The organism is Delftia sp. WY8 (assembly GCF_018437695.1).
Lineage (GTDB): Bacteria > Pseudomonadota > Gammaproteobacteria > Burkholderiales > Burkholderiaceae_C > Comamonas > Comamonas tsuruhatensis.
The window spans coordinates 3545781-3560980 of sequence record NZ_CP049795.1 but is presented as its reverse complement, the minus strand read 5'-3'; the positions used below and the strand labels follow the sequence as shown (position 1 = coordinate 3560980).

At 66.2% G+C, this 15200-nt stretch carries 9 protein-coding genes; 7 read left to right on the top strand and 2 right to left on the bottom strand.

Annotated elements, in window-relative coordinates; translation table 11 throughout:
* Nucleotide 1 precedes the first annotated feature (1 nt).
* Nucleotides 2-1039 carry a recombination-associated protein RdgC gene (locus G4D77_RS16435; protein WP_016447273.1) on the bottom strand — a complete coding sequence of 346 codons (1038 nt, stop codon included), beginning with the start codon at nucleotides 1037-1039 and terminating at the stop codon, nucleotides 2-4.
* Nucleotides 1040-1348: 309 nt separating this feature from the next.
* Here G4D77_RS16435 and G4D77_RS16430 point away from each other — a divergent pair, with 309 nt between their 5' ends.
* Together G4D77_RS16430 and G4D77_RS16425 are read left to right on the top strand one after the other, a co-directional pair.
* Nucleotides 1349-1894 (top strand): Spy/CpxP family protein refolding chaperone, encoded by a 546-nt coding sequence (locus G4D77_RS16430; protein WP_016447272.1) that lies wholly within the window; start codon nucleotides 1349-1351, stop codon nucleotides 1892-1894.
* A gap of 176 nt (nucleotides 1895-2070) precedes the next feature.
* The gene (locus G4D77_RS16425; protein ID WP_034365435.1) at nucleotides 2071-2703 is read left to right on the top strand and encodes an acyloxyacyl hydrolase; all 633 of its coding nucleotides are present in this window, start codon (nucleotides 2071-2073) and stop codon (nucleotides 2701-2703) included.
* Between the two features lie 1521 nt (nucleotides 2704-4224).
* Here G4D77_RS16425 and dinG read toward each other — a convergent pair.
* A complete protein-coding gene (dinG, locus tag G4D77_RS16420) occupies nucleotides 4225-6399 on the bottom strand; it encodes an ATP-dependent DNA helicase DinG (protein ID WP_154832960.1) in 2175 nt (724 codons plus the stop codon).
* Nucleotides 6400-7215: 816 nt separating this feature from the next.
* On the opposite strand from dinG, the gene G4D77_RS16415 reads away from it, so the two are divergent.
* The 5 genes from G4D77_RS16415 to G4D77_RS16395 all read left to right on the top strand — a co-directional run bounded on the left by G4D77_RS16415 (nucleotide 7216) and on the right by G4D77_RS16395 (nucleotide 15197).
* A complete protein-coding gene (locus G4D77_RS16415) occupies nucleotides 7216-8364 on the top strand; it encodes an efflux RND transporter periplasmic adaptor subunit (RefSeq protein ID WP_016454185.1) in 1149 nt (382 codons plus the stop codon).
* Between the two features lie 21 nt (nucleotides 8365-8385).
* Nucleotides 8386-11499, top strand: a complete 3114-nt coding sequence (locus G4D77_RS16410; RefSeq protein ID WP_154832958.1) for an efflux RND transporter permease subunit — start codon at nucleotides 8386-8388, stop codon at nucleotides 11497-11499.
* Entirely contained in the window at nucleotides 11486-12934 is a 1449-nt protein-coding gene (locus G4D77_RS16405) for a TolC family protein (RefSeq protein ID WP_193726185.1), read from the top strand. Before G4D77_RS16410 ends, G4D77_RS16405 begins: the two co-directional genes overlap by 14 nt.
* Nucleotides 12935-13087: 153 nt before the next feature.
* Nucleotides 13088-13792, top strand: coding sequence for a response regulator transcription factor (locus tag G4D77_RS16400; protein WP_017407046.1), 705 nt, complete (start codon nucleotides 13088-13090; stop codon nucleotides 13790-13792).
* 4 nt (nucleotides 13793-13796) lie between these two features.
* Nucleotides 13797-15197: a sensor histidine kinase gene (locus tag G4D77_RS16395; protein WP_013799933.1), complete on the top strand. Its 1401-nt coding sequence runs from the start codon at nucleotides 13797-13799 to the stop codon at nucleotides 15195-15197.
* The last annotated feature ends 3 nt before the right edge of the window (nucleotides 15198-15200 follow it).

Sequence of the window (15200 nt, the reverse complement as noted above, 5' to 3'; positions counted from 1 at the left end):
CTCAGAACGGCGCTTCTTCAGGCGCCGTGTCCACGGGTGCCGTGGCCGGCCCCGTCAGCGCTCCACGGCCCGATGCCGCTGCGCGCGGTGCCGTCGCGGGAGCGTGGGCAGCAGGCGTCTGCAGCGATGCGGGAAGATCCTGGCCCAGGCCCGTGCGCCCTTCCCCGCCCAACGCCTCGATCAGATCGGGGATGAGCCTGGACAGCTCGCCCGTGGCAATCGCCACGTCGGCATCGAAGCCGCCGTCGTCCTGCGACTGGCCTTCCATCACGGCATCGAGCAGCGCGATCTTGCGGATCTGCAGACCCTCGGTCAGCACAAAGCTCACGCGGTCGTCCCAGGTCAGCGCCAGGCGCGTGGGCAGCTTGCCGTGCTCGATGTGCTGGCGCACCTCGTCGATGTCCAGCGGATGGCGCGCATAGCGCACCACGGCCTTGGATTCGTCGGCGGCCTTGAGCTCGCATTCACGGTCAATCGAAAAGCCGGCCGGGCTTTCCTGCGTGGTCAGCCAGTGCGCCATGGCGGCCTGTGCGCTGGTCTGCGTATCGACCAGGGCCAGCGCAAAGCCTGTGAGGCCCTCCACCAGCGAGCTGACCACCTCGTCGGCGCGCGCCTGGCTGCCGGTGTCCAGCACCAGGGTGCGGGCCTGCGGGTCCAGCCACACCCACATGGAGCCCTGCTTGGTGAAGGCCATGGGCAGCAGGTCCAGCTTGGCCTCGTCCTTGAGCTCCTTCTTTTCCTTCTTGCCGGGCTTGCGGCCTTCGGTGGCCTCGATGTGGGCGGCCTTCTCGTTGACGCGGCGGTTGAGCACGCTGGCCGGCAGCATCTTGGCCTCGGTCATGAAGCGCATCACCCACTGATTGGCCACGGACTCGGCCAGCGGGCCATGGGGCTCGCCGCGCGGCGGCACCCAGCCGGCGCTGCGCTCCTGCGTGGCGCCGCACTCGGCAAACGGGCTCTTGCCCAGGGCTTCTTCAAGCTGCTGCAAATCGCCCTGCCAGCTCTCGGCAATGCGATAGACGATCATGTTTTTGAACATAGCGAACCTTTGCTCGGACGGACTGCGGCCGTGCCGCAAGAGGGTGTGCAACACCGGGCTGCGCCGCCTCCATCCAGAGGGAGAAAACTGAAAAAACAGCAGGGGCGCCATGCCTTGGCGCCCCGCCCGGCCATTGTGCATGCCTGGCGCCGGACAGCGCTGCACAAGCTTGTCAATTCTTTACAAGCCCTGCGCAAAACCACACGGCCCCGATACATCGGACGACCACACTTCAACCATCCGCTGCACAGGGCCCGCCAAGTGCCTTGACGGCGGCCTTCAGTCACCCTCTCCAGAAAGGATTTTGGAATGACCACCACCTTCCGCCGCACCCTCGCCAGCGCCGCAGCTGCCACCGCCTTGCTGGCCTCGTTCGCCCTGCCCTCGTACGCCCAGACCGCCGCGCCGGCAGCACCGGCTGCAGCCACCACGCCCAAGCCCGAACGTCCCATGCACAAGCCCGGCGAGCGCCGCGAGCACATGCAGCAGCGCATCGCAAAGCTCAAGGCCGACCTCAAGCTCACGCCGGCCCAGGAGACCGCATGGAACACCTATGCGGCCACCTTCAAGCCCGGCGAGCGTCCCCAGCGCATGGAGCGCGAGGACTTCGCCAAGCTGACCACGCCCCAGCGCATCGACAAGATGCGTGAAATGCGCGCCCAGCGCGCGGCCGATGCCGATCGCCGCGGCGAAGCCACCAAGGCCTTCTACGCCCAGCTGGACGCCAACCAGCAAAAGACCTTCGATGCCGCCACGCTGCACAAGGGACACCCTGGCCACCACGGCATGGGCCACGGCCCGCGCCATGACCACAAGAGCGGCCAGGCCCGCCCTGCCCCGGCACCTGCCCAGTAAGCGCCAGCCTGGCCTGCCTGCCACCGGCGGGCAGCCGGATTGCTTGAGCCAGCCCTTGCACGGACGCCTTGTCGGGCGACCGACAGTGCAAGGGCTTTTTTGCTGACGCCCCGGTCTTCACCAGCCTCCCTAGAGTGTTACAGGCACAGCAACGTGTGCCGCCCCCGGAGAAGATCATGGCCCTCAAAATCATTCAAACGACGCCATCCAGCTACCAGCGCCTCGCCAAGGCACGCATCCATCCGCCAGCACGCCTGGCAGCGACCGTGATGCTGGCCTTCGCAGGCGCTGTCCTGCCGATGGCGACCCAGGCGCAATCCTTGGCGCCGGAATCCACCCCTTCCCTGTACCTGCAATATGGCGCGGCCGAGCGCAGCGCCGACAGCTGGACCCTGGGCGTTACCGTGCCCTGGCGCAACTGGCGCCATGCGCTGTGGGGCGGCCAGCTCAGCGGCTACTGGGATATCTGGGGCGCGCGATGGTCCGCCCCCCTGGAAGGCAGCCACCGCAGCACCTGGGTGGTGGGCATCAATCCCACGCTGCGCTGGCGTGGCAGCAACGGACAGTCGCCCTGGTTTGCAGAAACCGGCGTGGGTCTGAGCTGGGCACTGAACCGGCGCTACGTCACGGACGAGAAGGAATTCCCGACCCGCTACAACTTCGCCACCCATATCGGCGTGGGCTACCTGTTTGGCAACCAAGGCCAGCATGAACTGGTGCTGAGGCTGGAGCACCATTCCAACGCTGGCATCAAGAAGCCCAACCCCGGCGAAAACTTCCTGCAGCTGCGCTACGCCCACCATTTCTGACCATCGCTGCAGCCCAGCCCCGACCACCCGCGAGGTGGTCTTTTTTTGCCCGCTGCGGGCCTGTGGAAAAACCTGGGTATAAAAACCTTGTAAATCCATGCTTATCCACACGATGGATGCATCGCGGAAAGTTGTTCCCAAAACGGGTGCAGTTGCAAGGCAGCATCCACCACAGGGTTTGCATACTCATAAATTATTGATTTTCCATGTGAAAAATCAGTTATCAACAATTAAGCGCTTCACTTACTACTACTACTAATCAAAAAATAGAGGAAATAGGAATAACAGCCGAGCTCGGTTTTTCACAGCACGAACGCCGATCTGGATAAAAAAAGCAGCCCCCTTGCCCAGGAAAAGCTGCTTGTCAACAGATCACAGCATGGTCAGACCCTGTGTTCATCCATGCATCACAGGTCTGCCTTCTGAGTGGTAAACGCTTAAATTTCTTTTAAATCAATAACTTACGAAAAAACATCACAAAAAAAGCCTGCCATGCAAAACTGTGGATAGAAGATGATCAACTTTCAAGTTATCCACAGAAAAATCCGTGACATGCAATCTATCCCCGTTGGCAAGACACCGGGAACAGGGCGTTGACCACATGTTTTTCAGTACGCTAGATCCTTGTTTTTTTTAAGGTAATGGCAGTTATCCACAGAGATATCATGCCTCTACTACTACGACTATTCTTTATAAGAAGATCAAAGAACAACCAAAGGCGAAGTCACGCCGGGAAGCCAAGGCAGCCAGGTTTGCCAAAAAAACAGACGCGTGAGCTTGGCTGGAGCCAGGCATGTGCAAAGAAGGACTGCGCTCCAGCGAAATTGGCGCGCCTGCCTGCAAAAAATCCGCAAGCCTCCTGGGCGATGGCCTTGCTCATGAAGACAAGACGTCACCCGTCACCCGGTTGGCATGCAGGTGAACGACGGCCTTTTTCACGCCAGGCTGTGAACAACCAGGGAAAACTTCGAGGAAACGGCGTCTCTCGCACGGGCACATGCCGACACGCCAGAGGCCGCCGTTGTTCATTCAAAAAAATTCAATCCTTGATCTGGGCCCTGCAAGCGGCCTGTGCATCCGAATCAGGAGCAGCTGATCCAGCACTGGCAAGGGCAATCACGAAAAGTGATGGCTGCAGCACTGCAGGGAGAAAGGATGGGAATCAGGCCGTCTCTCCAACGGCCCGCAGACAGCGCAAACACCAGGCAGATGCCAGGACCCCTGCAGGGGCGCCAAAGCGCTTCCTGGGGCCGCCTGATGGCCTGTGGGCCGTGATCTACGGGGGTGTCGGCAGGTGTGGCCTGCGAGGTCGTGCAGGTCCTTTGAACCTGTTGCCGGGCGCCGCATGCATGAACGGATCCCGTGGAGTGAAGTTGCCCACAGGCTGTGTGCAAATGACCTGTGGGCAATCGGGAGGATGGTTTTCAGGAAAATTGCCTGAAATCAAGGGCTTGTGTGGATGGGGGAAGGTGGATGAAACGGAGAGGGGCTGGTTTCCCCGTTCTTTCCACAGCTTTCGTCTCAGCGTGCCGGGCGGCGCTGCAGGGCAAAGGGCGGCAGGCCCTTGAGCAGCTGCTGGCCATAGCTGGTGTTCACCAGGCGCCGGTCATAGCAGTAGACATGGGCCTGGTCTTCCTCGGTGCGGATGGCGCGGCCCACCCACTGGGCCAGCCGTATCGCCGTGGCCGGCACCACGAGTTCGTTGAAGGGGTTGCGGCCGCTGCTGCGCAGCCATTCGGCGCGGGCCTCGCCCACGGGGTCATCGGGCGGGGCAAAGGGCAGCTTGGTGATGAACAGGGACTCGCACAGTGCGCCGGGCAGGTCCAGTCCCTCCCCGAAGGACTGCATGCCGAAGATGATGGAGGGCTCGCCCATCTCCACGGCATCGCGGTGGCGTGCCAGCAGCAGGGCGCGGGGCATGGCCGTCTGCACCAGCACCTGCGAGCGCATGGCCGTGGACAGCGCATCCACCGCCAGGCGCATCTGCTCGCGCGAGGTGAACAGCACCAGGGCGCCGGCCTGCACACGGGACAGGTCGCCCAGCAGCGCGTCCACCATCTCCTGGGTGAAGCGGGCGGCCTCCTTGGGGTCGGCCACGGTCTCGCGCGCCACCAGGGTGCCCTGGCGCGCGTAGTCGAAGGGGCTGGGCACTTCCAGCGTGGTCACGGCCGCATCGTCGTGCAGGCCTGCCTCGCGCAAAAAGAAGTCGAATTGTCCACAGCTGGTCAGGGTGGCCGACGTGAGCACCGCGCCGCGCACCTGGGACCACAGATGGTGGCGCAGCGTGGCTCCGGGCAGGATGGGGCTGGCATGGGCCTTGACCACGATGTACTCGCCATCTGTCTCCAACGTGAACCATTTGGCATTGGGTACGCGGCTACTGTCGTCATCCTGCGCCGGCTGCTGCATCAGCAACTGGGCCGTGTCATAGACGGATTCCAGGCGGGGTGCCAGTGCGCCAACCTGTGCATAAGCTGTAGACAGCCTGCGTGCTTCCTCTGGATTGTCCTTGATGGCGGCACGCAGCGCCTTGGAGATGGCGCGCAGCGCGTCCAGAAAGCTGTTGGCATGGTGGGCCGCCCTGCCCAGCGGCTCCAGCAGGGGCTCGGGCAGCATGCCGCGCGGCACGCGCACCCGGGCCGGCCCCCAGCTGTCCTTTTGTGACTTGAGCGTATCGCCGTACAGCTCCATCACCAGGCGCGCCAGTTCCTGCAGCTGCTGGCGCAGCTGGCTTGCATGGCTGGGCAGGTCGGCCAGCTCCTCCACTTCGACCAGGGTATTCACGCGCAGGGCGCGGCTGGTCAGCTTGTCTATCCAGCCCAGGCGGCTCAGGTCCATCTCGCCGGCGAACTGGCCCAGCGCCGTGGCGGGCAGATGGTGGGCTTCGTCCAGCACCAGAAGGCAGTTGTCCAGCTCGGGCAGCAGCCGCGCGCCCAGGGAGGACAGCAGCAGATCGTGGTTGGCCACGATGACCTGGGCGGCCACCAGGTCCTTGCGGCGCTCGTAGTAGACGCAGTTGCTGAAGGCCGGGCAGTGCTTGCCCGTGCAGGACGAGGATTCGGCCGCCACGGGGCTCCAGGCCTCGGCCTCGGGCGGGGTTTCCAGCGAGTCGCGGTCGCCGTCCCAGGCCTGGCTGGCCAGCGCGTTGGCCATGCTTTTGTAGAACTGCATGCGCGCCTCCAGCTCCAGGGCCGGGCGTGCCACGCGGCTTTGGGCCTGGGCCTTTTCCTCGGCGAACAGATCGTCCAGATCCTCGTCCTGGGCCTCGCCGGTGCTGGCCAGCCGCTCCAGCTTGAGCTTGCAGACAAAGCGGCCCCGCCCCTTGGCCAGCGCGAACTTGAAAGGCTGCTCCAGCTGCTGGGCCAGCGCGGGCAGATCCTTGTTCACCAGCTGTTCCTGCAGGGCGACGGTGGCCGTGGAAATCAGCACCCGGGTGCCGCGCGCCAGCGCCATCGAAATGGCGGGAATGCTGTACGCCAGCGATTTGCCCACCCCCGTTCCGGCCTGCACCACGGCAATGGACCGGGTGGGCTCCGGCGCGCCCTCATCGATTTTTCCCAGCTGGGCCTGGCTCAAGGTCTGCGCGACCTGGGCTGCCATTTTTCGCTGCCCCTCACGATTTCGGAACCCCGGGATGGCTCCGACCACGTCATCGAAGGATTTCAGGGCTTGGTCAGCCCATTTTTTTTCATGCATTTCGGCGTATTTCGACCAGATGGATCACTTTGGTCCGTCTGTTTATAAGTATTCGTACAGTGATATGTATTAAATAAGATGCGAAATCTTATGGAATACAGCGCACAAAGCGCGTTTTTCGTATGCCGTACAGCCTACAAGCTGCACGTCATATGGATCACTGCACCCGCCAATCGCATGTGCGTACAGGTGGGTATCGGTGGCCGGGATGGACATCTGTCCACCGGCTGTTCCTGGATTGTTCCCATGGCCGTTGATGGCTGTGCGCGTGGCTGCATCCACAGTCTTGCCCACAGCTGCCAGGGTGTGCGGCCTGTGGTCAATTTTGTGTGCATGCTGTTGGCATGCCTGTGGATTGATGGAGTGATTGTCGCGATTCATCGTTGATTTGCAACGAAATTTTCGCGGATTCAGGTTTGCTGCAATTTGCAGAAGGTGATGGAAGTTGTCACCACTGTGGAAAACAGGGACTGTGCAGATCTCTGGCTTTGCAGGGCGCATTTTTCCCCGGGATATCCACAGGTCTGCCGCCGCTGCGGCCTGGCCTGGGTCCCACGCCAGGCGGCAGGTGCGGGACCGCGCAGGCTGTGCGCCGCGGACCGCGCCGGATCTCGCAAAAGTCCGGCAAAGGCACAGACCATCCCCGCCGGGGACAGGTCCCGGGGGCGAGCCCAGGGCATGCGAGTGCCTTACCAAACGGTAATGAAGGCTTCACGCACGCCGGAAGATGCGTTTTCTAGCATCTGTTTCATCTCAGGAGACAAGGGTCGGCTCGCTGCAGTCCCTGCGCTCCAAGCATGGATTGAAGGGGCAAGAATGATCAAGACACTTGCGGGCCTGCCCACGGCAGCCCGGTTTCCGGCGGCCTCGGCATGCGCCGTCATCGCCGTGGCCTGCCTTGTGGCGGGCTGCGATGCATCCAAGGCATCGGCACAGAACGAGCCTGCCGCGCAGGCACCCGCGCCCGCCGGCGTGGTGCGGGTCAAGCCCGAGTCGCTGAAGATGCTGGACATCGCCGCGGTGGCCGATCCGCAGGGCACGCAGATGGCCTGGGCGCCGGCGCGCGTGACCTTTGCCGAGGACCGCGTGGCCACCGTCTCGGTGCCGCTGGCCGCGCGCGTGGTGTCCGTGCGTGCCCACGTGGGCGACATCGTCAAGGCCGGCGACGAGCTGGCCACCCTGGTCAGCCCCGAGGCGCTGCGCGTGCGCTACGAAGTGGAAGCTGCCCGCAGCGCGCATGACGTGGCCACCGTGGAAGTGCGGCGCCAGCAGACCATGGTGGACAAGGGCGTGGGCGTGGAGGTGGATCTGCGCGCGGCCCAGGCAAAGCTGCGCGAGTCGGCCCAGGAGCTGGCGCGTGCCCAGGGCACGTCGGCGCTGCTGGGGCAAGGCGGCGGCGACCGGCTGGTGCTGCGTGCGCCGCGCGCCGGCGTGGTGGCCGAGCGCAAGGCCGTGGTCGGCGCCTCGGTCGAGCCCAGCGGCGAGCTGTTCCTGATCGGCGATCCCGCCGCCATGAACGTGGTGGCCGATGTCTTCGAAAGCGATCTGCCCGGCATCCGCCTGGGCAGTGCCGTGCAGGTCGATGTGCCGCAGCTGCCCAAGCCCCTGACCGGCACGGTGCGCCACCTGGGCGCCACGCTGGACAAGGAATCGCGCCGCGCCTCCGTCATCGTGCAGCTCGATGCGCAAAACCCCGTGCTGCGTTCCGGCATGCAGGCGCGCGTGGGCCTGCAGGTCTCCAACGAGCACGAGATGCTGATCCCCGTGACGGCCGTGCTCATCAAGGATGAAAGCCGCAGCATCGTCTTCGTGCAGACCGGCGAGCTGCAGTTCGAGGCCCGCACCGTGGTGCTGGGCCGGCCCTCGCGCGGCATGGTGCCCGTGGTGTCGGGCCTGAAGTCGGGTGAGAAGATCGTCGTGCGCGGTGGCCTGCTGCTCGACGGCGCAGCCAGCCAGCTGCTCTGATCGCGGCAAGGAGTCCCATCAATGCTGCGTTCCCTGATAGCGTTTGTGGTGCACCGGCGGCTCGTCGCCCTGTGCGCCACCCTGATCATCGCCATCTATGGCGTGTATTCGTACCTGCACACGGCCATCGAGGCCTATCCCGATGTGACCAATGTGCAGGTGGGCGTGATTGCCCAGGCGCCGGGCCTGGCCCCCGAGGAGGTGGAGCGCCAGATCACCCAGCCGCTGGAGCGCGAGCTCAACGGCACGCCGGGCCTGGTGTCGCTGCGCTCGGAGAGCTACTTCGGCCTGGCCATGATCAACCTCGTCTTCAATGACGAGGCCGACAGCTTCCATGCGCGCGCCGAGGTGTCGCAGCGCCTGCCCCAGGCCAATCTGCCCGACGGCGTCACGCCCGAGATGGCGCCCGACTACACGCCGCTGGGCAAGATCTTCTACTACCGCCTGAAGAGCGACCGCCACACGCTGGCGCAGCTGCGCACCGAGCAGGAATGGCGCGTGGTGCGCGTGCTCAAGCAGGTGCAGGGCGTGGCCGACGTGGTCAGCATCGGCGGCTTCGTCAAGGAGTACCACGTCGAGGTCGATCCCGAGAAGCTGTATGCGCTGGGCCTGTCGCTGGAAGACGTGAGCGATGCCCTGTCCAAGTCCAACCGCAACGTGGGCGGCGGCCTGATGCGCCGCGGCGAGCAGTCGCTGATCATCCGCGGCATCGGCCTGCTGCGCACGCCGCAGGAGATCCAGGGCGTGGTCGTGGCCATGCGCGGCAGCGCGCCCGTGACCATTGGCGACGTGGCGCGCGTGGTGCAGTCGCACACGCCGCGCCAGGGCTCGGTGGGCATGGACGATGCCGACGACGTGGTCCAGGGCATCGTGCTGCTCAAGCGCGGCGAGAACCCCTCGGTGGTGCTGGACCAGATCCATGCCAAGGTGGCCGCGCTCAATGACGGCGGCCTGCCCGAGGGCATGCACATGGAGACCAACTACGACCGCTCCGACCTGGTCGGCCACACGCTGGGCACGGTGCAGCACAACCTGCTGTTCGGCGCCACGCTGATCGTGGGCGTGCTGTGGCTGTTCCTGCGCAGCCTGCGCGGCTCGCTGATCGTGGCCACGGTGATCCCGCTGTCGCTGCTGGTGGCCTTCATCGGCCTGCACCTGCTGGGCATGCCGGCCAACCTGATCTCCATGGGCGCCATCGACTTCGGCATCATGGTGGACGGCGCCGTGGTGCTGGCCGAGAACATCATCCGCAACGCCCGCCTGCGCAAGCCGCAGACGCAGGCGGACATGCGCCACATCATCATCGACTCGGCCGTGGCCGTGGCCAAGCCCACGCTGTTCGCCATGGCCATCGTGATCGCGGCGCTGATCCCCGTGTTCTCGTTGGAAAGCATCGAGGGCCGCATCTTCCGTCCGCTGGCCATGACCTACAGCTTCGCGCTGCTGGGTGCCCTGGTCTTCGCCATGGGCCTGGTGCCGGCGCTGTGCGCGCTGTTCCTCAAGCCCCAGCACGTGATGGTGGAAGAGCCCAAGATCTTCGACCGCGCGCACCACGGCTACCAGCACTGGATCGGCAGCCTGCTGGGCGCCGGGCGGCGCCGTGTCATGGTGGTGGTCGCCTCGCTGGCCATCCTGGTGGCGGCCGGCCTGTCGGCCGCCTGGCTGGGCACGGAATTCCTGCCCGAGCTCGATGAAGGCGACGCCTACGTGCTGGTGCAGATGCCGGCATCGATCTCGCTGGAAAAGGGCCAGGAAGTGCTGCGCGACGTGCGCCTGCGCCTGAAGACCTTCCCCGAGGTCATCACCGTCACCACCGAGCAGGGCCGTCCCGAGTCCGGCACCGACAACGAGACGCTGAACCTGGCCAAGGTGCTGGTGCGCCTGAAGGGCCACGGCGAATGGCGCAAGGGCCTGACCAAGCCCCAGCTCATCGAGCAGATGCGCGCCACGCTCAGCGAGATTCCGGGCGTGTCGTTCAACTTCGCCCAGCCCATCCGCGACAGCGTGGAGGAATCGACGTCCGGCGCGCGCGGCCAGGTGGTGCTCAAGGTCTTCGGCCCCGACATTCCGCAGCTGCGCTCCATCCTGCAGCAGACCGTGGACCTGGTGAAGGACATCGACGGCGTGGTCGACCTGGGCCTGTACCGCGACGCGCCTGCGCCCCAGGTGCACGTGGAGTTCGACCGCCAGGCGCTGGCGCGCCAGGGCATTGCCATGGAGACCGCGCAAAAGACGCTGGAGGCCGCGCTGGCCGGCAACATCTCCACCACGCTGTGGGAAGGCGAGTACCCCGTGCCCGTGCGCGTGCGCCTGCCCTACGTGGACCGCATGGACGAGGAACGCATCCGCAACATCGCCATCCCCCTGCCCAATGGCGCTGCGGGCGGCTCGGTGCCGCTGCACTCCGTGGGCCAGGTGGCCATCAAGATCGGCAACTCCTCCATCTTCCGCGAAGGCAATGCGCGCTACATGGCGCTCAAGTTCAACGTGGAAGGCCGCGACATCGGCTCCGTGGTCAAGGACACGCTGGCCACGTTCAAGAAGAACGTGAAGATCCCCGAGGGCTACCAGGCCGTCTGGGGCGGCGAGTGGGAGAACCAGCAGCGCGCGGCCGCACGCCTGAAGATCGTGGTGCCGCTGTCGCTGATCATCGTCTACGCCCTGCTGTTCGGCGCGCTGGGCCAGGCGCGCAGCGCCGGCATCATCTTGCTGTGCGCGCCCTTCACCATGGTGGGCGGCATCGCGGCCCTGCACTTTGCGGGCATCGAGCTGTCCATCAGCGCGGCCATCGGCTTCATCGCGCTGCTGGGACAGGTGGCGCTGGCCGGCCTGCTGGTGATCTCGGCCGTGGAGGAGCTGCGACGGCAAGGCATGCCCATGATGCAGGCCCTGGTCGAGGGCGCTGCCGAGCGCATGCGCTCCATCGTGCTCGTGGCGCTGCTGGCGCTGCTGGGCCTGCTGCCCATGGCGCTGTCCACGGGCGTGGGCAGCGAGACGCAAAAGCCCTTCGCCTCCGTGATCGTGGGCGGCATGGTGGTGCTGCCCCTGGTGGCCCTGGTGCTGCTGCCCGTGCTCTATGCGCTGCTGGGCCCCAAGAACATGTTGACGCAGGAAGAACTCGATGAAAAAGAGTGATAGCCCCCTGAGCGGCTTCGCCGCTTCCCCCTCTCGCTTCGCGGGGGGGACGACGCCCTCGCCGCGAGGCGGCTCTTGCTCGGCGTCCCTGGCTTTTGGTCGCGCCGGTTTTGCAGGCAGCGCCCGTTATCGGGCCCTGTTTGTGGCTGTGGCGCTGTGCTGCGGGGCGGGTTGTGCGCTTGCGCAGCAGGCTGTACCCGCTGTACCCGCTGTACCGGGCGGGGCGGCTGTGCCGGCCATCACTGCGGCGCCTGCCTCCGAGGTGGCTCCGGCGGCTGCGCCGCAGCAGCCGGTGGGGATGCAGGAGTATCTGCAGATGGTGGTGCGCAACCAGCCCCAGCTGGCTGCGCAGCGGCTGCAGATCGGGATTGCGCAGGCGGACAGCCGCACGGCGGCGGCGTTTCCCAATCCTTCGGCGTCGTACAGCAGCAAGCCGGGCGAGAAGCAGTGGGGCATAGAGCAGCCGCTGCCCATTTTCGGCCAGCGGCGCCTGCGCATGGAGAACGCGCGCAAGGGCGAGACGGCGGCGCGCGCCAATGTCGAGGTGGCCGTGGCCACCACGCTCAACGATGCAGCCACGGCCTTCATTGATCTGCTGATGACGCAGCAGCGCCTGAAGGTCTGGCAAGAGGCGCAGGAGGCCCTGAACAGCGCGGGCAATATCGTGCGCGGACAGATCGAGGCCGGTGCGCGCAGCCGCTATGACGGCGCGCGCCTGAGCCTGCAGCAGGCCCAGATGGCCATGCAGGTCAGCCAGGCCCAGTCGGACTGGCAGGATGCCGCCTCGCACGCCGCCGCCCTGGCCGCCCTGCCCCAGTGGGCACCGCGCGCCACGGGCAGCCTGCAGGCCGTTCCCGTGGCCCAGCTGTTGCACGAGCAGGAACTTTGGGAGGCCGCGCGCCTGCGCCTGCCGGCCCTGGTGGCCGCCCAGGCCGAGCTGGACCAGCTGCGCCACAAGGTCGAGCTGGAACGCCGCGAAGCCCTGCCCACGCCCAGCATCAGCGTGGCGCGGGTGCGCAACCGGCTGGACGGCAACTACAACCAGATCGGCGTGTCGGTGGAGCTGCCGCTGTTCGATCGCCGCGAAGGCCCCATCGCGCGTGCCCAGGTGGAGGCCGAGCAGGCCCAGCTGCGCTACGACGCCGCGCTGATCGAGGCGCGTACCGAGCTGCAGCGCGCCATCAGGCAGCTGAAGCTGCGCCGCGATGCCGTGCGCGCCTACGAAAAGCAGGGCCTGGCGCAGATCGCGCCGCTCAACCAGATGGCCCAGGACGCCTACAAGCTGGGCCAGGGCTCCATCCTGGAGCTGATCGATTCGCTGGGATCGATCAACGAGCACCGCCTGGAGCACCTGGACCTGGTCAAGGAAATGATGCTGGCCGAGTGGCAGGTGCGCGTGGCCAGCGGCGATCTGCCGATGTGGGCTGCGCCCTGACGGTTTCATGCGGCGCGGTGCTCTGGGATGCCGCGCGGCCCTGCCCCTAGCTGGAAAGAGGTGGTCAACATGCCGGCACCCCCACCGATCTCGGCGGAGTCTGGCGCGCCGTATAGTGTCTGCCTCAGTTTCGAGTCAGGCCCTGCCGCCCGCATGTACCGCTATCTCATCATCGAAGACGACGCGCTGAACGCGCGCTACATCGCCGAAGGCCTGCGCCAGCAGGGCGCGCAGGTGGCGGTGTGCAGCGATGGTGTGCAGGGCATCGCCATGGCCGTGGGCGAGAGCTGGGATGTGATCATCCTCGACCGCATGCTGCCCAACGGCTTCGACGGCCTGCAGATCCTGCAGACGCTGCGCTCCATGGGCAAGCAGACGCCGGTGCTGGTGCTCAGCGCCCTGTCGGCCACGGACGAGCGCGTGCGCGGCCTCAAGGCCGGCTGCGACGACTACCTGACCAAGCCCTTTGCCTTCTCCGAACTCTCGGCACGCCTGGAGGCCCTGGTGCGCCGCGCCCAGATCCCGGCCCCTGCGCGCGAGATGCGCCTGGCCGACCTGCGGCTGAACCTGCTCACGCGCAGCGCCGAGCGCGCGGGCCAGCCGCTGGCCCTGCAGCCGCGCGAGTTCCGCCTGCTGGCCTTTCTGATGCAGCACGCGCACCAGATCGTCACGCGCACCATGCTGCTGGAGTCGGTGTGGGACTACCGGTTCGACCCGCAGACCAATGTCATCGACGTGCACATCAGCCGCCTGCGCGGCAAGGTGGACAAGGGCTTCGAGCCTGCGCTGATCCACACCGTGCGCGGCGTGGGCTACAGCCTGTCGGACCGGCCGCAGGACCTGCCGCAGGTGGCCTGATCCCATGTCGCTGGCCAAGCCCTGGAGCTCCACGGCCTTCCGGCTGGCGCTGACCTACGGCGTGCTGCTGGTGCTGACCATGTCCATCGTGCTGTCGGTGTTCTACGTGCAGACCGTGGGCGTGCTGCGCATGCGCATGGACCGGCAGGCCGAGAACCACATGCGCCGCCTGGTCGAGCACCGCGACAAGTACGGCGAGCCCGCGCTGGAGGCCGAGATCCAGCAGACCCTGCTGGACGGCGTCAACACCGATACCGAAATCCTCATCCTCATGGATGGCGACGGCAATCCCATCATCGGCAACGCCGACGTGGTGCCCGCACGCCGCCTGACGGAGATGGGCGTGCGCGATCTCAAGGTGCGGCGCAACGGCCGCATCATCGCGGGCCGCGTGGCCGTGGCCCAGCTGTCCGACGGCAAGCTGCTGGCCGTGGGCAGCGACATGCAGGTGCAAAGCGATGTGGAGGAACTGTTCGGCCGCGCCAGCCTGCTGGCCGGCCTGGTGGCCCTGGGCATGGCCGTGCTGGGCGCCGGGGCCTTCCGGCGGGTGGTGGAAGAGCGTGCCGCCGACATCCGCAGCACCATGGCGCGCGTGGCCACGGGCGACCTGCGCCAGCGCATTCCGGTCACGCGCCGCGACGATGAGTTCACGCTGCTCAACCGCGACATCAACACCATGCTGGACCGGCTGGAACTGCTGATGGACGGCATACGCCATGTCTCCAACACCATCGCCCACAACCTGCGCACGCCGCTGACGCGCATCCTGCTGCGCCTGCGCAATGCCCAGCAGGCCACGCCCGAGGAAAAGAACGAGACGCTGGCGCTGGTGGCCCAGGAAGTGGCCGAGCTGGGCGTGGTCTTCGACAAGCTGCTGCAGATCGCCGAAGTGGAAAGCGGGGCCAGCCGCAAGAACTTCGCGCCCGTGGACCTGCGTGCCCTGCTGGTCGACGTGGTGGAGTTCTACGAACCGCTGGTCGAGGACGCGGGCGGCGTGCTGCGCCTGGAGGTCGAGGGCACGCCCATGGCGCTGGGTGACGGTGACCTGCTGGCCAGCGCCGTGGCCAACCTCGTGGACAACGCCATCAAGTACGGATCACTGCCCGACAGCGACCACGGCGCCGACATGCTGCTGCGCGCGGGCGTGGCCCACGAGCACGGCATGGACGGCGGCGCCTGGGGTGTGGAAATCATCGTGCAGGATCGGGGGCCGGGCGTGGACGCGCAGACGCGCGAGAAGATGAGCACCCGCTTTTACCGCGCCGAATCGGACCGCGAAGGCTACGGCCTGGGCCTGGCCAGCGTGCTGGCCATCGTGCAGCTGCACGGCGGCAAGCTGGGCTTCGAGAACATGCATCCGGGGCTGCAGGCAAGGATCTGGCTGCCCGGGTTGCCCACGGCCTGAAGC

Coding starts and splice junctions, on each gene's coding strand:
- G4D77_RS16435 (WP_016447273.1), bottom strand. CDS start 1,039: ATGTTCAAAAACATGATCGTCTATCGCATTGCCGAGAGCTGGCAGGGC.
- G4D77_RS16430 (WP_016447272.1), top strand. CDS start 1,349: ATGACCACCACCTTCCGCCGCACCCTCGCCAGCGCCGCAGCTGCCACC.
- G4D77_RS16425 (WP_034365435.1), top strand. CDS start 2,071: ATGGCCCTCAAAATCATTCAAACGACGCCATCCAGCTACCAGCGCCTC.
- dinG (WP_154832960.1), bottom strand. CDS start 6,399: ATGCATGAAAAAAAATGGGCTGACCAAGCCCTGAAATCCTTCGATGAC.
- G4D77_RS16415 (WP_016454185.1), top strand. CDS start 7,216: ATGATCAAGACACTTGCGGGCCTGCCCACGGCAGCCCGGTTTCCGGCG.
- G4D77_RS16410 (WP_154832958.1), top strand. CDS start 8,386: ATGCTGCGTTCCCTGATAGCGTTTGTGGTGCACCGGCGGCTCGTCGCC.
- G4D77_RS16405 (WP_193726185.1), top strand. CDS start 11,486: ATGAAAAAGAGTGATAGCCCCCTGAGCGGCTTCGCCGCTTCCCCCTCT.
- G4D77_RS16400 (WP_017407046.1), top strand. CDS start 13,088: ATGTACCGCTATCTCATCATCGAAGACGACGCGCTGAACGCGCGCTAC.
- G4D77_RS16395 (WP_013799933.1), top strand. CDS start 13,797: ATGTCGCTGGCCAAGCCCTGGAGCTCCACGGCCTTCCGGCTGGCGCTG.